This window comes from Ruegeria sp. CJ9, from assembly GCF_056536625.1.
Window position 1 is genome coordinate 145,395 of sequence record NZ_JBQFPY010000004.1, and the last position, 25,524, is coordinate 170,918.

Below are 25,524 nucleotides of genomic sequence, written 5' to 3' on the forward strand. Positions count from 1 at the left end.
CTTTGATGTTCGGGTTGATTGTGGTCATGCTGACCTCGGCGCAGCTTTTTGCGGAAGAAAAGATAATCAAAAGCCACGGATTCTCGGAATTCGGCGATCTGAAATACCCCGAAGGTTTCGCTCATTTCGACTATGTGAACCCCGACGCTCCGCGCGGGGGAGAGCTATCTTATGCGGCGCAGGGCACGTTTTCTAGCTTGAACCCGTTTACGCGGAAAGGGCGCGCAGGCGCGCGGTCTGCTGACCAATATGAAACCCTGCTGATTCCATCCTATGATGAGCCCGCAGCCTATTACGGGTTGCTGGCCGAAAGCTTGGAATACCCGGAAAGTCAGGATTGGGTTATTTTCAACATGCGGCCCGAGGCCCGGTTTTCCGATGGCAGCCCCGTGACCGCCGAGGATGTTGTGTTTTCCCACAATCTGCTGCTGGATCAGGGGCTGAAGTCTTATGCAGATGCGGTGCGCAAGCGTATCCCACGCGCCGAAGCACTGGATGAACATAGGGTCAAATTCTATTTCGCACCGGATATCTCGCGCCGGGCACTGATCTCGCAGGTGGGCGGAACGCCGGTGTTTTCTAAAGCCTGGTTCGAAGCAGACCCGGAAAACCGGCGTCTGGATGAACCGCGTTTGGTTCAGGGGGTTGGATCGGCCCCCTATGTTCTGGACAGCTATGACATCAACCGGCGCATCATTTACAAGCGCAACCCCGATTATTGGGGCGATCACGTCAACGTAAACGTGGGTCGCAACAACTATGACACCATCAGGATCGAGTATTTCAGTGACTCGATTGCCGCGATGGAGGGATTCAAGGCAGGTACGTTCACGTTGCGGCAGGAAAACAACTCGAAAAGCTGGGCGACCGCCTATGATTTTCCGGCCATTGCGAACGGCTGGGTCATTCGGGACGAGTTGGCGAATGGAAACGTGCCATCTGCGTCGGGCTTCATCATGAATCTTGATCGCCCACAGTTGCAGGATCCGCGTGTTCGCGAAGCCATCCAGCTTGGTTATAATTTCGAATGGACCAACGAAAGCCTGCAGTACGGGTTGTTCCAACAGCGCAGTTCGTTCTGGGAAGGCACGCACCTTGAGGCGACTGGCCTGCCCGAAGGGCGTGAATTGGAGGTGCTGCAAAGCCTCGGCGATGCGTTGGACCCGGACGTTCTGACCGAGGAACCGGTCAGCGCCCATGAATCGCGCCCGGCGCGTCAGAACGACCGTCGCAACCTGCGCGCGGCGATGAAGCTGTTGGACGAGGCCGGTTGGTTGGTTGGTGATGACGGCATTCGCCGGAACGACAAGGGCGAAGTGTTGTCGATCGAGTTTTTGTCGGACCAGCCGACGCTGGACCGCATTGTTCAGCCCTTTGTCGACAACCTGCGGGCAATGGGTATCGACGCGCTGTATAACCGGGTGGACAATGCCCAGTTCACGCTGCGCCGCCGGGATCGGGATTTTGACATGATCGTCGGCGGGTATCCGAAATCACTGCAGCCTTCGACTGGCCTGTATCAGCAATTCGGGACCGAGGCGGCCTCGTATTCCGTATTCAATCCGTCGGGTGCGCATGGTCCCGATATTGAACCATTGATCGACAACATCGTTGCCGCCACCGAAAGCGAGGAGCTTTTCGCCAATGTCCGCGCGTTGGACCGTGTTCTGAGGGCCAAGCGGATCATGGTTCCGACATGGTATCTGGGCAAATATTGGGTAGCGTATTGGGACATGTACGAATACCCGGAAAACCTGCCACCCTATGCGTTGGGCGTGGAAGACCTGTGGTGGATCAACGCCGAGAAAGAAGCCGAGTTGAAATCCTCGGGCGCGTTGAGGTAATCCGCCCCCATGGGAGCATATATTCTAAGACGCCTGTTGCTGGTCATCCCCACATTGCTTGGGATCATGATCGTCAATTTCACGCTGGTTCAGTTTGTCCCCGGTGGTCCGATTGAACAGATGATCGCCCAGATGCAAGGGGGCGGTGACGTGTTCGAAGGCATCGCAGGCGGCGGCAGCGATATCGAGCAGCAAACCAGCAGCGTGAATGACCGCTATATCGGCGCGCGCGGATTGCCGCCCGAATTTATCGAAGAGTTGGAAAAGGAATTTGGATTCGACAAACCTCCGGTCGAACGGTTCCTTGACATGTTGGGCAACTACATGACGTTGGACTTCGGCGAGAGTTATTTTCGCTCGATCAGCGTGATTGATCTAGTGCTGGAAAAAATGCCCGTTTCAATCTCGCTGGGCCTGTGGTCCACATTGATTGCCTATCTGGTGTCGATCCCGCTGGGTATTCGCAAGGCGGTCAAGGATGGTTCAAAGTTCGATACCTGGACCAGTGGCACCATCATTGTGGCCTATGCCATTCCCGGCTTCCTGTTTGCGATCCTGCTGCTGGTGCTGTTTGCCGGTGGGTCCTACTGGCAAATCTTCCCGCTGCGGGGGCTGACATCTGACAATTGGGACAGCCTCAGCCTGATTGGCAAGATCGCGGACTATTTCTGGCACATCACACTGCCGGTCATTGCCCTGACGATTTCTGCCTTTGCGACGCTGACGCTGCTGACCAAGAACTCGTTTCTGGATGAGATCAAAAAGCAATATGTCATGACCGCTCGCGCAAAAGGTTTGAGCGAGGGCAGGGTGCTGTATGGCCACGTGTTCCGCAATGCCATGCTGATCGTGATCGCAGGCTTTCCGGCGGTGTTCATTGGCGTCTTCTTCGGAAGTTCGATCATTATCGAGACGATCTTCTCACTCGATGGTCTGGGCCGTCTGGGGTTCGAGGCAGCAGTCGCACGCGACTACCCGGTGATCTTTGGCACGCTGTTCATCTTTGGCCTGATGGGTCTTGTCGTCGGTATCGTCAGCGATCTGATGTATGTGCTGGTTGACCCGCGCATCGATTTCGAAAAGCGGGAGGGGTAAATGGCGCTTTCCCCCCTCAATCAGCGCCGGTGGCGTAATTTCCGGCGCAATGGCCGGGCTTTTTGGTCGCTGATCATCTTCTCGGTACTGTTCGGTATCTCGCTGTTTGCCGAGTTCATCGCGAACGACAAGCCGATCCTGGTGAAATACCGGGGTGAGTTTTACACGCCGATCTTCAATTTTTACCCGGAAACTGAATTCGGCGGGGATTTCCAAACCGAAGCAATCTATCGCGATCCCGAGGTGCAGTGTCTGATCGACAGCGGCGGGCTTGAGGAGTGTTTCGACGATCCAGAAGGGATCATTGACGAAATCAAAGACGGGACCTTTCAGGCCGAGGGGTTTGAACGCGGTTGGGCGATCTGGCCGCTGATTCCATATTCCTTCAACACCAGTGTGGATCGTCCGGGGGCCGCACCGCTGCCGCCCAATGGGCAGAACCTGTTGGGAACCGATGACACCAAGCGCGATGTGTTGGCTCGGGTCATCTATGGCTTCCGCTTGTCGATCCTGTTCACATTGATGGTCACAGGGGCCGCCAGCCTGATTGGCATTTTCGCCGGTGCAATTCAGGGCTTTTTCGGCGGCTGGTTGGATTTGGTCTTTCAGCGCATCATCGAGATCTGGTCGGCCACCCCTTCGCTGTACGTGATCATCATCATGTTCGCCATTCTGGGTCGAAGTTTCTGGCTGCTGGTGGCGTTGATGATCCTGTTCAGTTGGACCGGATTAGTCGGCGTTGTCCGGGCCGAATTCCTGCGCGCGCGCAATCTGGAATATGTCCGCGCGGCACGGGCGTTGGGCGTGGGCAACATGACGATCATGTTCCGCCACATGCTGCCCAACGCGATGGTTGCGACGCTGACATTCATGCCCTTCATCGTCACTGGCACCATTGGCGGATTGGCCTCGCTGGATTTCTTGGGCTTTGGCTTGCCGTCTTCGGCGCCGTCGCTGGGGGAATTGACCTTGCAGGCGAAACAGAACCTGCAGGCACCTTGGCTGGCCTTCACTGCGTTCTTCACCTTTGCCATCATGCTATCGCTGCTGGTCTTCATCTTTGAAGGCGTTCGCGATGCGTTTGACCCCAGAAAGACCTTCTCATGAGCCTTTTGGATGTGAAAAATCTCAAGGTCTCGTTCAAGCAGGACGGGCAGGTGAGCGCGGCGGTCAAAGGTGTTTCGTTCACCGTGGACCGGGGGGAAACCGTCGCACTTGTGGGGGAATCCGGATCAGGCAAGTCGGTTACGGCATTGTCCACCGTGTCGTTGCTGGGGGACAGTGCTATCGTCGAAGGTTCGGTCACCTATGACGGTGATGAGATGATCGGCGCCTCGCAAGACAAGCTGATGGACGTGCGCGGCAATGATATCAGCTTTATTTTTCAAGAGCCGATGACCTCGTTGAACCCGCTGCACACAATCCAAAAGCAGATGGCAGAATCGCTGGCCCTGCACCAGGGTCTGAGCGGAGATGCGGCACGCACACGTATTGTCGAACTGCTGACCAAGGTGGGGATTCGTGATCCGCAGGATCGGTTGGACAGCTATCCACACCAGTTGTCCGGCGGGCAGCGGCAGCGGGTCATGATCGCAATGGCGCTGGCCAACAAGCCCGACATTCTGATCGCGGATGAACCGACAACTGCCCTGGACGTGACCATTCAGGCTCAGATTCTGGAGTTGTTGGCCGAGCTGCAAAAGTCAGAGAATATGGGGATGCTGTTCATCACCCATGATCTGGGAATTGTGCGGCGCATCGCCGACCGGGTTTGCGTGATGAAGGATGGTGAGATCGTCGAGACCGGCGCCACTGCCGAGATCTTCAACAACCCGCAGCACCCCTATACGCAGAAACTGCTGGGGGCCGAGCCCTCGGGTCATCCCGACCCCGTCGCCCCCGAGGCCGAAGAGGTCGCCCGTACCGATCACCTGAAGGTCTGGTTCCCGATCCAGCGCGGGTTTTTGAAACGGACCGTGGGCCATGTGAAGGCAGTGAACGACGCCACGCTTAGCGTGCGCGCGGGCGAGACGGTAGGCATTGTCGGTGAAAGCGGGTCTGGTAAGACGACGCTGGCGCTGGCGATCATGCGCCTGATTGCGTCCGAAGGCGCCATCACTTTCCGCGAACAGGACGTGCGCCGCTGGTCCACGCGAGAGTTGCGGCGGTTGCGCAAAGACATGCAGATCGTGTTCCAGGACCCGTTTGGCAGCCTTAGCCCGCGGATGACCTGCATGCAGATCATTGCCGAGGGCTTGGCGATCCATAAGGTCGACCCCCACCGTGCCCCGCGCGAATTGGTGGCCGAGGTGATGACCGAAGTGGGGTTGGACCCGGCGGCAATGGACCGATACCCGCATGAATTCTCGGGCGGACAGCGTCAGCGTATCGCGATAGCGCGCGCCATGGTGTTGCGGCCCAAGCTACTGGTACTGGACGAACCGACCAGCGCGCTGGACATGACGGTGCAGGTGCAGATCGTTGATCTTTTGCGCAATCTTCAGCGGAAATACGGGCTGGCCTATCTGTTCATCAGCCACGACCTGAAGGTGGTCCGGGCGATGTCTCACAAGGTGATTGTCATGCGGAACGGAGATGTCATCGAAATGGGTGCGGCTGAAGATTTGTTCGAAAATGCTCAGACAGATTATACCCGTGAACTGATTGCGGCAGCGGGGTAGGGTGAGTTCCTACCCGCGCGGCAAAGGGTTATAGACCCAGATCTTTCTTCAATTTGTTAAACTTTCTCTGGTGCGGGTTGCCTCTGACTTGCGATCGGATACTGTGGCGATACCAGTTTGACTTCTCAGGGATAAACCTCTCCCAGATTGTTCCGTCCGGGGCTGTCACAAACTCCCAACATTCTTCGAAACGTTTGTATTGCCTCGCCCCGTTTTCGAACCAGTACCAGTCAGTCTCGTTACACAGTTTACCTCTGTTTGTGACGTACCATCGCCCAATGCCAACGGCGCCTTCTTTTTGCCCTATCCCCTGTAAGGTGCCGTTAGGAGCCCAATAGAACGACCCTCCAAGTCTCCAATTTGTTGTCTTGCCGGAATAGAGCTGAGCTATCGTTTGTGGGTCAGTGCGTTTTGCGCCTTTGGGTTTCCCCTTGGCAAGGCTTTCCCCGGCAGCCAGAAAAATGGCCGCGACTACAAATGTCGTCAGGACGGTTGTTGAATACGCCATAACTGCGGCTCCTCTTTAAATAACAAACCTGAAATGCGGGGCGGCCCTCCTGTGTATTCTCTGACCGGGGTGCCGGTCAGAGGTTTTTTGAGAATTTCACTGTGCGTTGGCGGCCTCGCGCGCTGCACTTTTCGGAAGTGGTCCGCGCAGCTCTTCATAGTGATCAAAGTTCAGCTTGACCCAACCGGTGCCACGTGTGGCACTGGCGAGGGTTCGGTGCAACTCGTCCTCGGCCACGGCGGGCAATTGGGCGTTGAAGATCTCCCAGCCTGAGGCGTTGGGATTACCTTCAAAGCCCAGAACCTGGCCTTGCAGCGAACTTATGGTCGGAACCAGATCGCCTACAAAATCCGACGGCAGGTGGATTTCGGCACTCAGGATCGGCTGCAGGACCACTGGTTTGGCCTGTGGCAGGGCTTCACGCACAGCATTCTTGCCTGCGGTACGGAAGGCATAGTCCGAGCTGTCCACGTTGTGGTGCTTGCCATCGCTAAGCGTGACTTTCACATCCACCACTGGAAAGCCCTCGGGCCCCTGCACCAACGCATCCTTGGCGCCGTGTTCGACCGATGGAATATAGTTCTTGGGCACCGCGCCCCCCTTTACGATTTCCTCGAACTGGAACCCCGAACCCCGCGGCATTGGCGCAACCGAGATTACTACGTCTGCGAACTGTCCAGCCCCACCAGATTGTTTGCGGTGGCGGTGACGGTGTTCGACGGGTGCGCGAATGGTTTCGCGATAAGCGGTCTCGACCGCGTCGGCAGTAATCTCGATCCCGAAATCCTCATCTAGTTTGGCGGTGACACGACGCATGTGTTGCGGACCTTGTGAACCCAGAATTGCATGACCGCTAAGTTCGTCCTGTTCCAAATGCAGGCCGGGGTCGATCTCGACCAGACGGGTTAGTGCGTTAGACAGGCGCACGTCGTCTCGCTCATGGGTGGGCGACACGATCTGACGATGCGCTGCCGGGTGGGAGCCGGCCCATTCGGGCAGAGGGGTCGCCGAAGAACTGTCATAGAGATTGCCGGGATTTAGGTGATCGGATTTCACGGCGAGCCCAATTTGCCCAGCTGGTAGCTCGGCAATCTGTGTCTTGGCGTCCAGCGTAGTCAGGTTGCCGACGGTTTCGCCGCCCAGATTCTCATGCGCTTTCACACCTGCGCCCAGCCCGCGCAGAACGACGATCTTGCCGATATGTTTTTTTACATCCGCGAAGCCAGCGATCGCGCGGGCGTTTTCTGCCGCTTCGTCTCGCCCGGCGGCTATGTCAAACTCCGGGGCCTCGTGCCGCAGGGCTTTCATCAAACGAGTCAGCCCGTTTCCATGGCTGGCCGCGCCCAAACAGGCGGGTATCAGCTGGTGGTTCTGCAGCACTTGTGCGGCCAGATCGTAAACCTCGGCGCTGGGCGGTTGCTTGTCTTCGATCAGTTGCTCAAGCAAGTTGTCGTCGAAATCTGACAAGGTTTCCAACAATTCCGTGCGGGCCTCCTGTTCGCGGTCCTCGACCGATTGCGGCAATTCGATCAGGGCTGAGGGCTGGCCTTCCTGATATTTCCAGGCCCGCTCCGAGATCAGATCAACCGCACCGACGATCGTGTCGCCCTCGCGGATCGGCACCTGACGCAGAGCGATGTGGTGGGTGCAATAGGTCTGCAACGCCGCAATGATGTCGCGAATCCGGCCATTGGGGTTGTCCATACGGTTGATGAACAGGAAGCAGGGAATGCCAGCCTCTTCGACCAGTCGCAGATATGGGGCGCACAGAACGGCAGCCAGTGGGTCGGGTGGCACGACCACCACGGCGGCGTCCGAGATTGCCATGGCAGGGCCGACATAGGCCAGATTATCGCCGCCGCCATCGACATCAATGGCGCACCAGGGTTCGTCTAAATAAGAAAAACCGTGCAAATGCACGGTTCCAGATACGTCGAATGTGGTGGACCGGCCATCGAGGCGGCTGATGGCCTCGACCAGAGTGGTTTTGCCCGATTGGCTGGGGCCGAGGACGGTGAAAACGCGCATGGGTGCTGTCCCTCTTTCAAATTGCAGATCGGCTGCACGAAAGGGATAGCCTTACGCAAATGCGTTGGCGCGAACTGTCTGGTATTGGGCCTGCCTCGGGTGCGGGCGGGTTCCGCCCGCCCTGCAAGTGTGGAAAAAACCGACCCGCCGCGTCAAGCCCTGACCTGCCTTGATGTCAGATTGCCGAACTGTGGCCGGCCAAGCTCAGGTCATAGGCGTCAAAGCTGCGGGCAATCATGCGGGTCAGCGGCCGGGCCTCGGGCGGGATGAACAAGCCATCTTCGGTGATCCGCAGCAGGCCGTCAAAGGCTGTATTGGCAGCCTGATACATAGCCTGCAACTCTGGCCCGGTGATGTCGTGATTGCCCAGAACCTCGGCTGTATTGATCTGGAAATCGCACATCAGCGCTTCGATCAGCCGGGCGCGCAGAACGTCCTGCCCTTTGAACAAGTGCCCGCGTGAGGTCGAGAACCGCCCTTCGCGAATCGCCTTGGTATGGGCAGATGTTGCGGGCGCATTCTGGGCATAGCCTTGCGGAAAGCGCGAGATAGAGCTGGCACCAACCCCGATCAGAACCTCGGCCTGATCGTCGGTATAGCCCTGGAAGTTCCGCTTTAACCGCCCGGCCTTCAGCGCATGGGTCAGGCCGTCATCCTGCGTGGCGAAATGGTCAATGCCGATCTCGGCATAGTCATCCCACATGAACAGGCGGCGGGCGGTGTCGAACAGATCAAGACGTTCTTCGGGGGTCGGCAGGGCATCTGAGGGGATCAGTTGCTGCCGCTTGGCCATCCATGGCACATGGGCATAACCGTATAGCGCGACACGATCCGGGCTGAGCGACAGAAGTTTCTGCACGCTTTCCGTCATCCGCGATTTGGTCTGGTGCGGCAGGCCATACAGGATATCCGCATTCAGGCTGCTGATCCCACGGGCGCGGATCATGTCCACGGCTTTGCGTGTGACGTCATAGCTTTGGATACGCCCGATGGTCTTCTGAATTTCGTCGTCGAAATCCTGCACCCCGATTGAGGCGCGGTTCATCCCGGCCTCGGCCAATGCGTCCAGACGGGCCTCATCAATCTCGTTCGGGTCGATCTCGACCGAGAACTCGGCATTCGGACCCAGCGGTACGACATCCAGAATCCGCGCGGCCAGATCCCGCATCAGATCCGGGTTCAACAGGGTTGGCGTGCCGCCACCCCAATGCAGGCGCGACAGGGTAATGCCCTCGGGCAGGCGTTCAGCCAGCAGGTCAAGCTCGGCTTTCAGAACGTCCACATAGGCAATCACCGGGTTGTCGGTTTGGGTGCCTTGCGTGCGGCAGGCGCAGAACCAGCACAGCCTGCGGCAAAACGGGACATGGATGTACAACGACACCTCGCTGCCCGGCTTCAGGCCGGAAATCCAGTCGGAATAAAGGCTTGACCCCACGTCATTGCTGAAGTGGGGGGCGGTGGGATAGCTTGTATAACGCGGGACTTTCGCGTCAAATAGTCCAAGCTTGGCCAATTGTGGTTTCACTATCATGGCGATAGCTTTAAGGGACGGACCGTCTAGATGCTTTGACCGAGATCAAGTGGAAACGTGCATGACACCGATACTCAAATTCGACCATACAAACTGCGGAGATTGCCCCATCCGGCATCGTGCAGTATGCGCCCACTGTGATGCGAACGAGCTGGTAGAGCTTGAAGGCATCAAATACTATCGCAGTTTTGAGGCGGGTCAGACGATCATCTGGTCGGGGGATCAGATGAATTTTGTGGGCTCTGTCGTGTCAGGCATCGCCTCGCTGACCCAGACAATGGAAGACGGTCGCACCCAAATGGTCGGCCTTTTGCTGCCCAGTGATTTCGTCGGGCGGCCAGGCCGCGATTCTGCGCCATATGATGTGCTGGCAACAACCGATCTGGTCATGTGTTGTTTTCGCAAGAAGCCGTTTGAAGACTTGATGAGCAATACCCCGCATATTGCACACCGGCTGTTGCAAATGACGCTGGACGAGCTGGACGCCGCGCGCGAGTGGATGTTGGTGCTGGGGCGCAAGACTGCGCGAGAAAAGATTGCCAGCCTGCTGTCGATTATCGCCCGGCGCGATGCGTCGATCAATCAAAAGGGAAACACGGGGCCGATCGTGTTTGACCTTCCGCTAACCCGCGAGGCGATGGCGGACTACCTTGGGCTGACGCTGGAAACAGTCAGTCGGCAGATCTCGGCCCTGAAAAAGGATCAGGTCATCACGTTGGAAGGCAAACGCCACGTGACGATTCCGGATATGGGCCGCCTGATGGAAGAGGCAGGCGACGACTCGGATGGAGGTTTTCTGGTCTGACACGCTTGCAGCGTGACTGGATCGGCTGGCCATGTTTAACTGGGGTCATTTGAAGCAGACCTCAGGAGTAAGTCATGGGATTCAGTAGCATTCTGGCGATGCTGTTCATCGGCGCGATCGCCGGGTGGCTGTCGGGCAAGATCATGGAAGGCCGCGGCTTTGGCCTGATTGGCAATATCATCGTCGGCATTGTCGGCGCGTTTTTGGCCGGTTTGATCTTTCCCGCGCTGGGCTTTGCTGTTGGAGGCGGTGTCCTTTCAACTATTTTCTTTGCCACCATCGGTGCGATCATCCTTCTGTTTCTGATCGGATTGGTGAAAAAGTAAAAACCGCCCCAGGGGGCGGTTTTCTGTAACGGCCTATACTAGTGAGCCAGGAACACCGGTACTGTGGCTTGTTCCAACATGTTCCGTGTCGCGCCGCCCAAAATGGCCTCGCGGAACCGCGAGTGTCCGTAGGCTCCCATCACGATCATGTCTGCCTCGGTATCTGCGGCGTGGCGGTTCAGGATATCGGATACCCGCGTCATGGTCTTGCTCAGCACGTCGATTTCGCATTTCACGCCATGGCGGGCCAGCATCTGCGACAGCATCCCACCAGGGTCCGAGCGGTCGGGGCCGTGGCGCGGCGGATCAATCACGACGATGCGCACCAGATCGGCTTGCGTCAGAAACGGCAGGGCGCGGCGGATGGCTCGCATGGCCTCGACGCTCTCGTTCCAGCCGATCAGGATGTTGCCCGGTCGTGCGAACGGGGTTGCATCGTCAGGAACGACTAGAACAGGCGCGTGACCTTCGAACATGGCAGCTTCGACAATGGGTTCGGCCTCGGCGTCGCGGTCAGGTCCGTAAGGTTGCGGGAGAATGACAAGATCGGAAAACCGCGCGCGGTGCGCCACGTGGCGCCCGATATCCGAGATCTGAGCAACACCGCTTTCGGCGGACCAGCGAATTCCAGTCTTGCCCAGATAGTCTTTGGCATAGGCCAGTACCTCTTCGGCTTCGGCATTCGCGCGGCTCAGTGTTTCCTGAAGTATCAGGGCGTTTGCGCCGGCGTAGTAATATCCCGTCTGGCTGCGGTCGACGCCCAGACACAAAGCCTCGGCATGCGCGTCTTGCGAAGCAGTCAGAGCGGCCATCTGGGCCAGAGGCGCGTCACTGTGGTTCGTGTCTGTCATCACCGTGAGAAGAGATTTGTATGCCATTTTGACCTCTTGTCTTTCAGGCTCATGTACCTGCGGCCCTATGGCCCAGTTGTCAGTTTACGATTGTCACAGAAATCAGTGTATTGTCTTGACACAGATCAAAGTAATTCTGGCCGCCGTTCGACAAAACGGCAACCAGTCAAAAGGGTCCTGCGATATACAAGAATCACGTGGGGCATGGCAAAGGGACGCAATATGTCAAATTACATCAAGCTGATCGTGCTTGGTCTGGTTGTGGTGTTCACTGCGATCGGGTCCAACTATGCACGCGATTTGGCGTATCAGGTGCATTCGATTCTGGTGATGCTGATCGCCGGTGGTTTGTTCATCTGGACGCTTAGAAACACTGACGAGCCAGATATTCTTGTAGACCGTTCGGGTGAATACATGGATGGCGTCATCCGCTATGGCGTGATCGCAACTGCCTTTTGGGGCGTGGTCGGGTTCCTTGCAGGGACTTTCATCGCGTTTCAGCTGGCCTTTCCGGCGCTGAACTTCGAATGGGCGCAGGGCTATTTGAACTTTGGTCGTTTGCGTCCGCTGCACACATCGGCGGTGATCTTTGCCTTTGGCGGTAACGCCTTGATCGCAACCTCGTTCTATGTGGTACAGCGCACCAGCGCCGCGCGCCTTTGGGGCGGCAATCTGGCGTGGTTCGTGTTCTGGGGCTATCAGCTGTTCATTGTACTGGCAGCGACCGGTTACGTACTGGGTGGTACTCAGTCCAAAGAATATGCCGAGCCTGAATGGTATGTTGACCTTTGGCTGACCGTCGTATGGGTTGCTTATCTGGCCGTTTTCCTTGGAACGATCGTCAGGCGGAAAGAACCCCACATTTACGTGGCGAACTGGTTCTATCTGGCGTTCATCGTGACTGTCGCCATGCTGCATCTGGTCAACAACATGACCATCCCGGTCAGCATCTGGGGTTCGAAATCGGTTATCGTCTGGTCTGGTGTGCAGGATGCCATGATCCAGTGGTGGTACGGCCACAATGCTGTGGGCTTCTTCCTGACCGCGGGTTTCCTGGGAATGATGTATTACTTCATCCCGAAACAGGCCGAGCGTCCGGTATTCAGCTATAAGCTGTCGATCATCCACTTCTGGGCTCTGATCTTCCTGTATATCTGGGCCGGTCCGCACCACCTGCATTATACCGCGTTGCCTGACTGGGCTTCGACGCTGGGCATGGTGTTCTCAATCGTGCTGTGGATGCCGTCATGGGGTGGAATGATCAACGGTCTGATGACCCTGTCGGGTGCATGGGACAAGCTGCGCACTGATCCGGTTATTCGGATGATGGTGATCTCGGTCGGCTTCTATGGAATGTCCACCTTTGAAGGCCCGATGATGTCGATCCGTGCAGTGAACTCGCTGTCGCACTACACCGACTGGACCATCGGTCACGTGCATTCGGGCGCGCTGGGCTGGAACGGCATGATCACTTTTGGTGCGCTGTACTTCTTGGTGCCTGTCCTGTGGAAGCGTGAGCGTCTGTATTCGCTGCAGATGGTCAGCTGGCACTTCTGGCTCGCTACCATCGGCATCGTGCTTTACGCCGCGTCGATGTGGGTCACCGGCATCATGGAAGGTCTGATGTGGCGCGAAGTGGATGCCAACGGCTTCCTGGTGAACTCGTTCGCCGACACCGTGGCTGCCAAGTTCCCGATGTATGTGGTGCGTGCTTTGGGTGGCGTGATGTTCGTCGCTGGCTCGCTGATCATGTGCTACAACCTGTGGATGACTGTACGGAAAGCGCCGGCCAAAGAGGCCAGCCTGTCCGTCGCGGTCCCGGCTGAGTAAGGAGGGCCGGAGCAATGGCAATTCTCGACAAACATAAGATCCTCGAGACCAACGCGACCCTCCTGCTGATCTTCAGCTTTCTGGTCGTTACCATCGGTGGCATCGTACAAATCACCCCGCTGTTCTATCTTGAGAACACCATCGAGAAGGTAGAGGGCATGCGCCCATACACCCCCCTCGAATTGGCCGGGCGTGACATCTACATCCGCGAAGGGTGCTATGTCTGCCACAGTCAGATGATCCGCCCGATGCGGGACGAAGTTGAACGCTATGGTCACTACTCGCTGGCGGCTGAATCGATGTATGATCACCCATTCCAGTGGGGCTCCAAGCGTACCGGGCCAGATATCGCTCGTGTCGGTGGCCGTTATTCGGACCAGTGGCAGGTGGACCACCTGCGTGATCCGCAATCGGTGGTGCCTGAATCGGTGATGCCGAAATATGGCTTCCTCGAGCATCGGAAGATCGACGGTAAGTATATCGGTGATGTCATGGCTGCCAATTCTGTGGTCGGCACGCCGTACACAGACGAGATGCTCGAGCAGGCACAGGCGGATTTCCGGGCGCAGGCGGATCCGGACAGCGACTATGACGGATTGCTGGAACGCTATGGCGACAAGGTCAATGTCCGCAATTTCGATGGTCAATCTGAGTTGACCGAGATGGATGCGCTCGTTGCTTACCTTCAGATGCTGGGCACGTTGGTTGATTTCTCGACCTTCACCCCGGACGCAAGCCGATAACAGGAGAGTGTGATGGAAGAATATACTCTCTTACGGCAGTTCGCGGATAGCTGGATGTTACTTGTGCTGTTTGCCTTCTTTGTAGGCATCGTGATCTGGGTTTTCCGCCCCGGTGCCAGCAAAGAATACAAGGATACCGCCAACATCCCTTTCCGGCATCAAGATAAACCCGCCGAAGTCAAGGAGGCGAGGAAATGAGCAAAACACCTGAAAAACAGCCGGGTGATCCGAATACCACCGGCCACAGCTGGGACGGAATTGAGGAATTTGACAATCCGATGCCCCGCTGGTGGCTGTGGGTCTTGTACGCAACCATTGTTTGGGGCGTGATCTATACGATCATGTATCCGGCTTGGCCGTTGGTTCGGTCTGCAACGGCTGGTGTCATGGGATGGTCTTCCCGAGCACTTGTGCAGGAAGAGATGATCTCGTTCGAGGAGGCCAATGCGCCGTGGAATACTAAGCTGATTGAAACGCCGCTGGAGGATATCTCGAAAGATGCCGAGTTGCAGCAATACGCGGTGAACGCAGGCGGTGCGGTGTTCCGTACCTGGTGTGCGCAGTGTCACGGCTCGGGCGCGCAGGGTGCGCCGGGTTTCCCGAACTTGCTGGACGATGCCTGGCTGTGGGGAGGGTCGCTCGAGGATATCGAGATGACCGTTGCCTATGGTATTCGCAATGAAGAAAGCGACGATGCGCGCTATTCTGAGATGCCGGCCTTTGGCGAGATTCTGGAACAGGACGAAATCACTCAGGTGGTGCAGTATGTCATGTCGCTGACCAACGCTCAGACTGATGATGCGGCGGCGCAGGCGGGCAAAGTTGTTTTCGAGGACAACTGCGCAGTATGTCATGGCGAAGACGGCACCGGTGATATCACTCAGGGCGCACCGAACCTGACCGATGCAATCTGGCTTTATGGCGGCAGCGAAGAGGCTTTGACCGAAACGGTCACCAACAGCCGCTTTGGCGTGATGCCATCCTGGGAAAACCGTCTGACCGACGCGCAGATTCGCGCGGTCACAGCTTATGTCCACCAATTGGGTGGCGGTCAGTAACGGCAAAAGAATACCTTCGGACGGTTCGCCGCCCGAAGGTTAGGCACCGGCTGTTCCATCTGTTCGCGCGTTTCCTGAACAGCCGGTGCTACAAGTTCAGATTAGTTCTCTGTTTTGATCGGGTCCAGAGGGCCCGTCATTTCGCACGGGAACGTGTGACGCGCGTGGTTCTCCTCCACCAATTGCCCTCGGGGCGGTGTTCGCGGTTTTGCGGTGTCGTTAGCCCATCCGTGTGGGTGGCGACCATGAATGTACGTGCAAGAATCGATAGCATCTGATCTCTCCTTAAGTTGGGTCTGATTGCACTCAGGATTGATGTTTTGCGAGGAATATGCGACTCAATTGCCATTGAGTAATGTAACCTAGGCTTACATATGAATTGGATGACAATGCCACCCCTTGCATCGCTGAAGGCTTTTCATGCCTTTGCGGAAGCAGGAAATGTGGTGCAGGCCGGGGTCCTGTTAAATGTCAGCCACGCTGCCATCAGCCAGCAATTGCGCGCCTTGGAAAAACACCTTGGGGTGACCCTGCTGGACCGCAGCGGTAAGTCCATGACGTTGACGGTCGAGGGTGAAAGGCTGGCCCGCGCCTTACATCTGGGTTTTGGCGCGATCGGGGCAGCCGTAGCGGATCTGACGCATATCGCCGAAGATCGCCCGGTTCATGTATCCTTGACGGCATCTTTTGCCGCGTCCTGGCTGATGCCCCGCTTGCCGGCGTTTCAGGCCGAGTATCCTGATATACCCTTGGCGCTGGACCCTTCGCCTGACCTTGCCAGTTTGCGTCCGGGTGGTGTGGATGTGGCGATCCGATACGGGGATGGATACTGGCAGGGGGTGAATGCAGAGCCTCTGTTGCAAAGTCCGATCGTGATAGTTGCTGCGCCGTCGCTACTGGGAGGCCGGGAAGCCATTACTCCGGATGAGCTTAGCCAACTGCCTTGGTTGGAAGAGCTTGGAACTACAGAGGCAACATCGTGGCTGGCCCGCCGCGGGGTTGAACACGGCCCGCGGGCTGGGCGAATCTTGTTGCCCGGCAATCTGGTGCTTGAGGGGCTGCGCGCTGGTCAGGGTGTGACATTCACGGCGCGACATTTTGTCGAAGCTGATATTCAGGCGGGTCGCATCATCGAGTTGTTTCGCGAACCTGGCGCGCGTGGATACCACATTGTTACAGGGGATGCGCCACTGCGCCCGGCTGTCAAAATTTTTGTTAGCTGGCTCAGGCGGCAAGCTGGTATGGTGTGACAAAAGGTGTCTGCGTGATGCGCTTTTGACCCATGTCAAAGTGACTGCTTTTGTGATCTGGAAAAAGACGCCTAAAAGACAGCCACATCTGGAGCCTGCTTGTGAGCGATTCCGACCCTGCCCCCAGCCTTTACGCTGCAAGGGAGCCGATCTTTCCCCGGCGCGTGTCCGGGCCATTTCGAAACCTGAAATGGATCATCCTCGCGGTTACGCTTGGCATCTATTATGTAACGCCCTGGATCAGATGGGACCGCGGCCCCAGCCTGCCGGATCAGGCGGTGCTGCTGGACCTGGCGAACCGGCGTTTTTACTTTTTCTGGATCGAAATCTGGCCGCATGAATTTTATTTCGTGGCAGGCCTGTTGATCATGGCCGGTCTGGGCCTGTTTCTGTTTACCTCAGCGCTGGGGCGCGTGTGGTGCGGCTATGCTTGCCCGCAGACGGTGTGGACGGACCTGTTCATTCTGGTCGAGCGCTGGATCGAAGGCGATCGCAACGCCCGATTGCGACTGCACCGGCAGGAAAAGCTGGATTTCCGCAAGGCGCGCCTGCGTATCACGAAATGGACGGCGTGGTTTCTGATCGGTCTGGCAACCGGCGGGGCCTGGGTGTTCTATTTTGCCGATGCCCCTACGCTGATGCGGGATCTGGTCACTGGAAACGCTCATCCGGTTGCCTATACAACGGTCCTGATCTTAACAGGTACGACGTTCTTTTTCGGCGGTTTCGCCCGCGAGCAGATTTGCATTTATGCTTGCCCGTGGCCGCGTATTCAGGCCGCAATGATGGATGAGGACACTCTGGTCGTCGGGTACCGCGAATGGCGGGGCGAACCGCGCGGCAAGGGTAAGCGTACTACCGATTCCGAGCTGGGCGACTGCATCGACTGCATGGCTTGCGTGAATGTTTGCCCGGTTGGGATCGACATTCGCGACGGGCAGCAGATGGAATGCATCACCTGCGCGCTGTGCATCGACGCTTGCGATGACATGATGGCCAAGATCGGCAAGCCGCGTGGCCTGATCGACTATATGGCGCTGAGCGACGAAGCTCATGAACGTGCAGGCGAGCAACCCATCAACGTCTGGAAACACATCCTGCGTCCGCGGACGATCCTGTATACGGCTTTGTGGGCCCTGGTTGGCCTTGCGCTGTTGTTTGCGCTGTTTATCCGGTCCGATATTGATCTGACCGTGGCGCCCGTGCGCAACCCGACCTTTGTCACTTTGTCCGACGGAACAATCCGCAATACCTATGATGTGCGCCTGCGTAACAAGCATGGCGAGGACCGGGCGTTCCAATTGTCCCTCGCGGGTGATCCGGCCTTGCAGATCCAGATCGAGGGCGTCGAAGGTGAGATTGTCAATGTCACGGCAGATACGGCACAATTAACCCGCGTCTACATCGTTTCTGCGGGCGACACCGGGCCGGCGGCTGCGGATGCAACTTCGGTGCGCATCTGGGTCGAGGATCTGGAAAGCGGTGAACGCGCCTATAAAGACACCACTTTCAACGGACGAGGGAACTAGTATGGCCGAGCGTCAATTTACCGGTAAGCACGCTCTGGCCATTTTCGTCGCCGCGTTTGGTGTGATTATCGCCGTAAACCTCGTACTGGCCTATAGCGCGGTCAAAACCTTTCCGGGGCTTGAGGTCAAAAACTCTTATGTCGCCAGTCAGGAGTTCAACGACCGTCTGAAGGAACATCAGGCGCTGGGTTGGACCATTCGTGCCGAAATGTCTGGCGGCTTATTGATCCTACATATCACCGACAAAACCGGAGCTCCGGTCGAAGTGGCCGAGTTGCAGGCTGTTGTGGGTCGCGCCACCCATGTCGAGGATGATTTCTCGCCCGAATTTATCTTTGACGGTCAGGCCTATGCAACGCCGGTATCGTTGGGCAAAGGCAACTGGAACATACGGCTGGTTGCCAAGGATAGCGCGGGTGCAGAGTTTGCCCAGCGTGTGCCGTTGTACGTAAAAGGGTGATGGGATGACGACGCAGTTCACATCCGGCACTGCGGCCTGCCCCGGTTGTATCGCCAGCCCGGCGGAACCGGCGCGGCCCATCCCACAGGATGCTCAGATTGCGTTATCGTTGCCGGGCATTCATTGCTCGGCTTGTATTGCCACGGTCGAACGGGAACTGAACGCCTATCCGGGGGTCGAGGACGCGCGGGTGAATCTGACACTCAAGCGGGCGATGGTCAAAGCGTCGCCTGATCTGCGTGCAGCCGATCTTATTCCTGTATTGGAACGGGCGGGCTATGAGGCGCACGAGCTGGACCCCGGTTCGTTGTCAGCGACGCAGGCCAATAAGGCTGGTCGCGATCTGTTGATGCGGCTGGCGGTGGCTGGTTTCGCTTCGATGAACGTGATGCTGCTGTCGGTGTCGGTCTGGTCGGGCGCATCGGATGCCACGCGCGATATGTTCCACTGGATTTCCGCGGCCATTGCTCTGCCGGCCATTGCCTTTTCCGCGCAGCCCTTTTTTGCCAACGCCTGGAGCGCCCTGCGGGTCAAACGCCTGAACATGGATGTTCCGATTGTTTTGGCCATCTTGTTGGCGTTGATCACATCGCTTTGGGAAACCGCGCTCAGCGGCAAACACGCTTATTTCGATGCCGCGCTGACGCTGACCTTCTTCCTGCTGGCGGGGCGGTATCTGGATTACCGCACCCGCGATGCTGCCCGATCCGCGGCCGAAGAACTGACCGCACTAGAAGTACCGCGCGCCATCCGCCTGGTCGAGGGTGCCGAAGAAGAAGTGGCCGTGGCCACCCTTGCAGTTGGCGATCTATTCCTTGTCCGGCCCGGTGGGCGTATGCCGGTGGACGGCGAAATTGTGTCGGGGCAGTCAGAGCTTGATCGGTCCCTGTTGACCGGGGAAACCCTGCCTGTTTTTGCGCAAGTGGGTATGGCAGTCAGCGCTGGTGAGGTTAATCTGACTGGCCCCCTGACCATTCGGGCGACAGCGGTGGGTGAGGATACGTCGCTGCACCGTATGGCCGATCTGGTCGCCATCGCTGAATCGGGCCGGTCGCGCTATACCTCGTTGGCGGACAAGGCAGCCAAGCTTTATGCGCCGGGTGTACACATCCTAGCGGCACTCAGCTTTCTCGGTTGGTACATCTATTCCGGCGATATCCGCACCGCGCTGAACATTGCAGCTGCGGTGTTGATCATCACCTGCCCCTGTGCGCTGGGACTGGCGGTGCCTGCGGTGACAACGGCAGCCTCGGGGCGGTTGTTCCGCAAGGGGATGCTGATCAAACATTCCACTGCCCTGGAACGTCTGGCCGAGGTGGATACGGTGGTGTTCGACAAAACCGGTACGCTGACCTCGGGCACGCCCGAACTGATCAACCTGGGCGATCATGCCCGCACTAACCTTGAAGTGGCCTTGGCGCTGTCCGAGGCCTCCTCGCACCCGCTGTCCGTTGCATTGACCACCGCGGCACGCGATGCGGGGGTCAAACCGGCCCGTCTGAAAGATATCACCGAAGTTCCGGGTTACGGCACCGAAGGCACCTATCGAGATCAGCGCGTGCGTCTGGGCCGGGCAGCGTGGACCGGTGCGCAAGAGGGTGATCAGACCGCAGCATGGTTGTCCGTCGCAGGGCAGGCGCCTGTGTGCTTCCAGTATTCGGACAGTCTGCGCCCCGGCGCGGCCGAGGCGGTTCAAGCCTTCCGCGACGCAGGCAAAGAGGTCATCCTGATTTCGGGTGACACAGAAGGCGCGGTTCAGGCGTTGGCTGAAAAGTTGGGGATCGAACACTGGGTCGCGCAGGCTTTGCCGCAAGAAAAAGCCGCCCGTGTGCAGGAGCTGAGCGATCAGGGCCGACATGTTCTAATGGTCGGCGACGGTCTGAACGATACCGCCGCGCTGGCAGCGGCGCATGTGTCGATCTCGCCCGCATCGGCGCTGGACGCGGCGCGGGTGGCCTCGGATATCGTGCTGTTGGGTAATGATCTGGCCCCAATTGCCGATGCCTGTGATACGGCCGTGAAGGCGACCAAACGGATTCGCGAGAACTTTCGTATTGCCACCGTTTACAATATCATCGCTGTGCCGCTGGCGGTGGCCGGTCTGGCCACGCCGTTGATTGCGGCGCTGGCGATGTCGACCTCGTCCATCACCGTGTCCCTGAACGCCCTGCGTCTGAGGTAGCTGCTATGGAAGTTTTGGCCTATCTGATTCCGATTTCCCTGTTTTTGGGCGGGGTTGGACTTGTGGCCTTTGTGTATACCGTCCGCTCGAACCAATATGACGACCCCGAGGGTGACTCTCGGCGCATCCTGAGTGATGAATGGGACGACAAGCCCAAGCCCTGACACATGGCAATCAAGCGCTCTTGAAATTGCCGCAATGCCCGGTTATGTCCGGCTCATCCGCTAGCAGAGAGAACCAAGCCAAATGGCAACTATGAATCCGATCCAGTTCATTCAGCAGGTCCGCGCCGAAGTTGCAAAGGTCGTCTGGCCGACCCGGCGTGAGGTGCTGCTGACCACGGTCATGGTGTTCATCATGGCGGCGCTGACTGCCGTGTTCTTTGCGTTGGTTGATCTGGGCATTCGCGGCGGATTGCAACTGATCCTGGGTGCATTCAGTTAAACCGGTTTGGGCGGGCTGAAACGCCACTGCCCCCTTGCACAGCGCGCAATGTCAGAGTAGTTGACGCGGTACTATTCGGAATGGGCGTGCGGCGATTCGGGCTGCGCGCCGCTTTTTATTCCGGGTGACGTGACAGAATTTCAATGACGGTGCTTGCGGCATTGCCAGCGCACCGAAGGCAAACAAGGACGACAGGTTCATGGCGAAACGGTGGTACTCGGTCAGCGTTCTTTCGAATTTCGAAAAGAAGATCGCAGAGCAGATCCGCACGTCGGTGGCCGAGCAGGGCCTTGAGGACGATATCGACGAAGTTCTGGTGCCCACCGAAGAGGTGATCGAAGTGCGCCGGGGCAAGAAGGTCACGACCGAACGCCGCTTTATGCCCGGTTATGTGCTGGTGCACATGGAAATGTCCGATCAGGGCTATCACCTTGTGAACTCGATCAACCGCGTCACCGGCTTTCTGGGCCCGCAAGGCCGCCCGATGCCGATGCGCGATGCCGAAGTGAACCAGATCCTCAACCGCGTTCAGGAAGGTGAAGAAGCGCCCAAGCTGATGATCACCTTCGAAGTGGGCGAGAAGGTCAAGGTCAACGACGGCCCGTTCGAGGATTTCGACGGTATGGTCGAAGGTGTCGACGACGAAGCTCAGAAGCTGAAGGTTTCGGTCTCGATCTTCGGTCGGGAAACCCCGGTCGAGCTGGACTTCACGCAGGTTACAAAGCAGAGCTGATAGCTACTTCAGCAAGATTTTAGCGCCGCGATGCCACGAGCACTGCGGCGTTTTGTTTTGGCGAACCAGTTGTCAGTTCAGAAGTCCAAGGTGGTTTTCTCAACGACAAGGATCACCTTGCAGTTACGGCGGGCCGGGGATCAGTTCTTGCCGTTGAAGGACCGTCAGAATATCGAGAATGGTCGAAGGGCTGACATCCACCGATCCTTCAAGGAAGACACCAAGCCCACCTTCTCCGATCTCTTTGGGTCCGCCATTGTCATAAACCGGGTCAAGTGACGCGAGTTCTGCCGGTAACTTCGGACACAAAGGGGTATCGTTCAATACAAGATCTACAGCGGCCAGCATCAGTTCCTTTACAGAGTCCAGCGTATCATCATCCAGAAGTTGCTCTCGCTGTTCTTCGGGGGCCGTCAGTGTAAGATCAATGAGTTTGAAATAGGCACAATTGTCACGCAGTTCGACTGTCGCTTCGGTGGACATGTTCGCCAGGATAGCCTTTTTTTGCTCACCCCGTTGAAAATTGCGCTCACTGGTTCGGCTGCATTCAAAGATCGTGATGGTTACATCCCCATCCAGATCAATCGCATCGCCTTGGGCCCCAAAACTCAAGTCATCCAGCCGGACTTGCAGGCCGCAATTGTCGACTATTGCGTTGTCAGCCAGTCGCTCAGGCACAGTCTTCTGTATTTCACGCAGATCAAGAAGCGCGCCCACCCCGATCCGTGTCGGCGCAACAGCGGCGAGGTTCAGATCAAGCGTATAGGGCAGCTCTGTATCACGAACTGGCAATGTCGCGTCGACGACAAAGTCCACTTGTTGCGCGCTTGGTGCCCGGGCGTCCAGAACGGCTGCCATTAAGACCGGGAAAATCAACCAGTGTCTCATTCAGCAAACTCCAATACGCCAAGTTCCTTCAGCCCACCCAGGACTTTGACGATTGTCCCGGCGCTGACATCGGCAGATCCGACAACAGCCGCCCCCATCCCGCCCGGAGCGATTTCGCGGGTGCCTCCTGATTCGTAGACCGGTTCGAGAACAGAGAATTCGTCGGGCAGTGGCGGGCAAACCGGATGGGCTGCCAGAAACTCACCACCCTTTTCCAGAACTGCGTCGTTGATGCGGTTGGTCAAACCAAAGAGGTTGGAAACAGCGCCGATGAACCCGCGCGGGCTGAGGTCGGCGCTTTCAATGCTGAATGTTAGGCATTGGCCTTTCACCTCAGCCTTGGCGACAGCGACCGCGTCCACGGTTGCTCCAAAATAACGAAAGCCCGGTTCTTCACGCCGGTTGCACCTTGTAAACTGCGCGCGGGCGGAACCTTCGACCTTTACGGTGTCACCTATGGCGGTAACGTCTCGGATCTCAAGGTAAATCTGACGTTTGCAGGTTTCTTCCAAAGGGCCAGTCAGGATTTGAGGGGCTTTTTCCTGTAGCCCACGCAGATCCATGAAGGCCTTCAACCGCAATCGGGTTGGGCTGGATTCTTCTAGACCGCCGTAAACGGTAAAGGGAACCGGAATGTCGCGCAGGGGTACTTCTTTTGTTAGCTTGATTTGAAAGCGACCGGCATAGGTGGCTGGATCAATCCCTGTCGTTACGGACGAATTGGATTTTGTGACCGCGTTGGTTTCGGCATCCAGAGCTTTTTGGTCTTCGGCCTTGCTGCCACAACCCGGCAGCATAGCGACCAGTACACAGATCAGCAGTCCTTTGTTAAGTCGAGATGACCCCATCCCTGACCACCTCATTTGTGTCCAAGTTGCACCAAGATACCCGCCTTCGTTTCTTAAGCAACTCAAGTATTAGGATTAATTGATTTGTTCCGCAAATCTCGACCTTCGCTGAGGCGTTATTGGGCCTCAATCAGGTAATTGGGAACATAGAGGCAATCGTTTGTCTTCTCTGGACCTCCGTCAATGATGGCCCTTTCGTGGGTTTCGACGAGGTGGTGCCAGTGATGCTCTTATTTTCCGAAGGCTAGCCAACTGCTGCATTCCGGCCCGAGCTCCGCCAAGGCTCTAGCCTCATAGCGGGCTTTGTCCTCTTCAGGGAGAATCTCACGCCAACGACCGTTCACGCCGCGGTGGATGAATGTCTCTGCGCCGCCATCCCAAAAAATACCGCCTCCAGGGACGGATTTACTTGCATGTGCTTTCATGTAGTCAAAGGAACAGTGCGTGAGGATCGCATCCCAACGACTTTCGTCAATCTCGATGTCCAGGAAATTTGCGATGCGGCGAATTTCCCCCGGCATGTCGCGTTTGAGCGCTTCGAAATGGATAAGTTGCACGTTGGGCTGATCGCGAATCTCCCACCAGGTTCGAATATTTTCCCAGAAAGGCCACATCGGGTAACCATCATTCTCCAGCCATTCCCTGAAGTATTGAACGGTATCTCGTGTTGGTCGTTCGATCGGTGGGCCTACCCGGCCGGGCGTATCATTCAGAGTTTCATACCAAGTGTCATTCGCGTTCGAATGATGGTTGTGAAAGCTCCATACTACGTCACGCCCATCGCGCCCAATGTATATGTATTTGGCTTGTTCTGAGAAAACGAGCGCATCCACCGGTAAATGCGTTTTCAAGAAGCGTCGGTGCGTTTGCGACGCGACTGCTGGTAACTTGACCTCTTTGGGCGGGACCCGAAGGTCAAGCCACGGCGACATCTCGGCGACGTCGAGGTCTTCAGCGCCGTTGAATATCAGCTGAGCGACGATTTGCTGAACCCAAGTCGTTCCAGACTTTGCATAGGTCGCGATGATGATATCGTCATTACGAAATTCGAAATCGTTCCACATGGAGGAGTCAAAGTGGTGGTTGTGAAACTCCCGTGTTTTCTTCGGCGACCCAAACCCGTTCATTTTCCGATCCCTCCTGCGCCTTGAAAGTGCCAGTCTGCCACAGAACGCCAGTCCGAGGAAGAATTTGTGGCGCTAATCGGTCTTGCAGTTGAGGAGACAGGCAGAGATGAGTACGCGTGTTACGGGCCCAAAGCAGTGATGCCAAACTGTAACGCCAACCTCTTGCCAACCCCACCAATCCTCTATACATGCCCGCTCTATCGTCTTCGGGCGAGATTCTCTCGTGGGAGGTTGCTGGGATCGCGATCCCGGATCGGACCACGCAACATAATCTGGTCGGGGCGCGCCCTGACTTAGTTGAAAGGAAAACCAAATGGCCAAGAAGCTTGCTGGTACAATGAAACTGCAGGTTCCTGCAGGTCAGGCGAACCCGTCGCCGCCAGTTGGTCCGGCGCTGGGTCAGCGCGGCATCAACATCATGGAATTCTGCAAGGCGTTCAACGCCAAGACCGCAGACATGGAGCAAGGCGCACCTTGCCCGACCGTGATCACCTATTATCAGGACAAGTCCTTCACCATGGACATCAAGACGCCGCCCGCGTCTTATTACCTGAAAAAAGCAGCTGGTCTGAAGCCGGTTGGCAAGCGTAACCGCCCTCGTGGCGCGGAAAACCCTGGTCGTGAGACCGTGGCAACCGTGACTTCGAAGCAGGTTCGTGAAATCGCCGAAGCCAAAATGAAAGATCTGAACGCCAACGACGTCGAAGGCGCAATGCAGATCATCCTGGGCTCGGCCCGCTCTATGGGCATCGAGGTGAAGTAA

General features: G+C 57.2%; 26 protein-coding genes. 18 read left to right on the forward strand and 8 right to left on the reverse strand.

From position 1 onward, the window contains the following. Positions 1-5 precede the first annotated feature (5 nt). Genes ACR0AJ_RS10390 through ACR0AJ_RS10405 form a run of 4 tightly spaced genes read left to right on the forward strand, consistent with a single transcriptional unit; the run spans position 6 to position 5,620 of the window. The gene (locus ACR0AJ_RS10390; protein ID WP_438826486.1) at positions 6-1,844 is read left to right on the forward strand and encodes an extracellular solute-binding protein; all 1,839 of its coding nucleotides are present in this window, start codon (positions 6-8) and stop codon (positions 1,842-1,844) included. Between the two features lie 9 nt (positions 1,845-1,853). Beyond that, entirely contained in the window at positions 1,854-2,939 is a 1,086-nt protein-coding gene (locus tag ACR0AJ_RS10395) for a microcin C ABC transporter permease YejB (protein WP_170350988.1), read from the forward strand. Continuing rightward, on the forward strand, positions 2,940-4,046 hold the full coding sequence (locus ACR0AJ_RS10400) for an ABC transporter permease (protein ID WP_170350987.1): 1,107 nt from the start codon (positions 2,940-2,942) through the stop codon (positions 4,044-4,046). Next, on the forward strand, positions 4,043-5,620 hold the full coding sequence (locus ACR0AJ_RS10405) for an ABC transporter ATP-binding protein (protein ID WP_170350986.1): 1,578 nt from the start codon (positions 4,043-4,045) through the stop codon (positions 5,618-5,620). Before ACR0AJ_RS10400 ends, ACR0AJ_RS10405 begins: the two co-directional genes overlap by 4 nt. 28 nt (positions 5,621-5,648) lie before the next feature. On the opposite strand, the gene ACR0AJ_RS10410 is transcribed toward ACR0AJ_RS10405, so the two are convergent. The 3 genes from ACR0AJ_RS10410 to hemN all read right to left on the reverse strand — a co-directional run bounded on the left by ACR0AJ_RS10410 (position 5,649) and on the right by hemN (position 9,687). Next, on the reverse strand, positions 5,649-6,128 hold the full coding sequence (locus ACR0AJ_RS10410) for a DUF995 domain-containing protein (RefSeq protein WP_170350985.1): 480 nt from the start codon (positions 6,126-6,128) through the stop codon (positions 5,649-5,651). Positions 6,129-6,224: 96 nt separating this feature from the next. Next, positions 6,225-8,156: an elongation factor G gene (locus tag ACR0AJ_RS10415; protein ID WP_170378373.1), complete on the reverse strand. Its 1,932-nt coding sequence runs from the start codon at positions 8,154-8,156 to the stop codon at positions 6,225-6,227. Between the two features lie 175 nt (positions 8,157-8,331). Further along, the gene (gene hemN, locus ACR0AJ_RS10420) at positions 8,332-9,687 is read right to left on the reverse strand and encodes an oxygen-independent coproporphyrinogen III oxidase (RefSeq protein ID WP_480648756.1); all 1,356 of its coding nucleotides are present in this window, start codon (positions 9,685-9,687) and stop codon (positions 8,332-8,334) included. Positions 9,688-9,748: 61 nt separating this feature from the next. Here hemN and fnrL point away from each other — a divergent pair, with 61 nt between their 5' ends. Together fnrL and ACR0AJ_RS10430 are read left to right on the forward strand one after the other, a co-directional pair. After that, entirely contained in the window at positions 9,749-10,492 is a 744-nt protein-coding gene (gene fnrL, locus ACR0AJ_RS10425; RefSeq protein WP_170350982.1) for a transcriptional regulator FnrL, read from the forward strand. Between the two features lie 74 nt (positions 10,493-10,566). Further along, the gene (locus ACR0AJ_RS10430) at positions 10,567-10,818 is read left to right on the forward strand and encodes a GlsB/YeaQ/YmgE family stress response membrane protein (protein WP_480648758.1); all 252 of its coding nucleotides are present in this window, start codon (positions 10,567-10,569) and stop codon (positions 10,816-10,818) included. A gap of 38 nt (positions 10,819-10,856) precedes the next feature. On the opposite strand, the gene ACR0AJ_RS10435 is transcribed toward ACR0AJ_RS10430, so the two are convergent. After that, complete coding sequence (locus tag ACR0AJ_RS10435; RefSeq protein WP_170350980.1) at positions 10,857-11,696, reverse strand: universal stress protein; 840 nt, start codon at positions 11,694-11,696, stop codon at positions 10,857-10,859. A gap of 195 nt (positions 11,697-11,891) precedes the next feature. Between ACR0AJ_RS10435 and ccoN the strand changes: the two genes are divergently transcribed. From ccoN to ccoP, 4 genes are read left to right on the forward strand one after another with little or no spacing between them, the layout of a single operon-like run. After that, positions 11,892-13,499, forward strand: a complete 1,608-nt coding sequence (gene ccoN / locus ACR0AJ_RS10440) for a cytochrome-c oxidase, cbb3-type subunit I (RefSeq protein WP_170350979.1) — start codon at positions 11,892-11,894, stop codon at positions 13,497-13,499. A 14-nt stretch (positions 13,500-13,513) separates the two neighbouring features. Further along, positions 13,514-14,242 (forward strand): cytochrome-c oxidase, cbb3-type subunit II, encoded by a 729-nt coding sequence (gene ccoO, locus ACR0AJ_RS10445; RefSeq protein WP_170350978.1) that lies wholly within the window; start codon positions 13,514-13,516, stop codon positions 14,240-14,242. Positions 14,243-14,254: 12 nt separating this feature from the next. Then, positions 14,255-14,440, forward strand: a complete 186-nt coding sequence (locus tag ACR0AJ_RS10450; protein WP_170350977.1) for a cbb3-type cytochrome c oxidase subunit 3 — start codon at positions 14,255-14,257, stop codon at positions 14,438-14,440. Then, complete coding sequence (ccoP, locus tag ACR0AJ_RS10455) at positions 14,437-15,300, forward strand: cytochrome-c oxidase, cbb3-type subunit III (protein WP_480659260.1); 864 nt, start codon at positions 14,437-14,439, stop codon at positions 15,298-15,300. Before ACR0AJ_RS10450 ends, ccoP begins: the two co-directional genes overlap by 4 nt. 136 nt (positions 15,301-15,436) lie before the next feature. On the opposite strand, the gene ACR0AJ_RS10460 is transcribed toward ccoP, so the two are convergent. Then, complete coding sequence (locus tag ACR0AJ_RS10460) at positions 15,437-15,574, reverse strand: hypothetical protein (protein WP_480659262.1); 138 nt, start codon at positions 15,572-15,574, stop codon at positions 15,437-15,439. Positions 15,575-15,674: 100 nt separating this feature from the next. On the opposite strand from ACR0AJ_RS10460, the gene ACR0AJ_RS10465 reads away from it, so the two are divergent. The 7 genes from ACR0AJ_RS10465 (at position 15,675) to nusG (ending at position 21,898) form a co-directional block, all read left to right on the forward strand. Next, positions 15,675-16,550 carry a LysR family transcriptional regulator gene (locus ACR0AJ_RS10465; protein WP_480740806.1) on the forward strand — a complete coding sequence of 292 codons (876 nt, stop codon included), beginning with the start codon at positions 15,675-15,677 and terminating at the stop codon, positions 16,548-16,550. A 101-nt stretch (positions 16,551-16,651) separates the two neighbouring features. After that, positions 16,652-18,079, forward strand: coding sequence for a cytochrome c oxidase accessory protein CcoG (ccoG, locus tag ACR0AJ_RS10470; RefSeq protein ID WP_170350973.1), 1,428 nt, complete (start codon positions 16,652-16,654; stop codon positions 18,077-18,079). A gap of 1 nt (position 18,080) precedes the next feature. Continuing rightward, entirely contained in the window at positions 18,081-18,539 is a 459-nt protein-coding gene (locus tag ACR0AJ_RS10475; RefSeq protein ID WP_170350972.1) for a FixH family protein, read from the forward strand. A 4-nt stretch (positions 18,540-18,543) separates the two neighbouring features. Next, positions 18,544-20,721: a cation-translocating P-type ATPase gene (locus ACR0AJ_RS10480; RefSeq protein ID WP_170350971.1), complete on the forward strand. Its 2,178-nt coding sequence runs from the start codon at positions 18,544-18,546 to the stop codon at positions 20,719-20,721. A 5-nt stretch (positions 20,722-20,726) separates the two neighbouring features. Then, the gene (gene ccoS, locus ACR0AJ_RS10485; RefSeq protein ID WP_170350970.1) at positions 20,727-20,885 is read left to right on the forward strand and encodes a cbb3-type cytochrome oxidase assembly protein CcoS; all 159 of its coding nucleotides are present in this window, start codon (positions 20,727-20,729) and stop codon (positions 20,883-20,885) included. A gap of 82 nt (positions 20,886-20,967) precedes the next feature. Next, a complete protein-coding gene (gene secE / locus ACR0AJ_RS10490; protein ID WP_170350969.1) occupies positions 20,968-21,165 on the forward strand; it encodes a preprotein translocase subunit SecE in 198 nt (65 codons plus the stop codon). A gap of 199 nt (positions 21,166-21,364) precedes the next feature. Continuing rightward, positions 21,365-21,898: a transcription termination/antitermination protein NusG gene (gene nusG, locus ACR0AJ_RS10495; RefSeq protein WP_010440977.1), complete on the forward strand. Its 534-nt coding sequence runs from the start codon at positions 21,365-21,367 to the stop codon at positions 21,896-21,898. 123 nt (positions 21,899-22,021) lie between these two features. Here nusG and ACR0AJ_RS10500 read toward each other — a convergent pair whose 3' ends face one another. From ACR0AJ_RS10500 to ACR0AJ_RS10510, 3 genes are all read right to left on the reverse strand, one after another. Continuing rightward, positions 22,022-22,786, reverse strand: coding sequence for a hypothetical protein (locus ACR0AJ_RS10500; protein WP_170350968.1), 765 nt, complete (start codon positions 22,784-22,786; stop codon positions 22,022-22,024). Then, the gene (locus ACR0AJ_RS10505) at positions 22,783-23,634 is read right to left on the reverse strand and encodes a hypothetical protein (protein WP_170362288.1); all 852 of its coding nucleotides are present in this window, start codon (positions 23,632-23,634) and stop codon (positions 22,783-22,785) included. Before ACR0AJ_RS10505 ends, ACR0AJ_RS10500 begins: the two co-directional genes overlap by 4 nt. A 230-nt stretch (positions 23,635-23,864) precedes the next feature. Then, positions 23,865-24,761, reverse strand: a complete 897-nt coding sequence (locus tag ACR0AJ_RS10510) for a sulfotransferase domain-containing protein (protein WP_170350966.1) — start codon at positions 24,759-24,761, stop codon at positions 23,865-23,867. A gap of 313 nt (positions 24,762-25,074) precedes the next feature. On the opposite strand from ACR0AJ_RS10510, the gene rplK reads away from it, so the two are divergent. Beyond that, positions 25,075-25,524 (forward strand): 50S ribosomal protein L11, encoded by a 450-nt coding sequence (gene rplK / locus ACR0AJ_RS10515; protein ID WP_037314971.1) that lies wholly within the window; start codon positions 25,075-25,077, stop codon positions 25,522-25,524.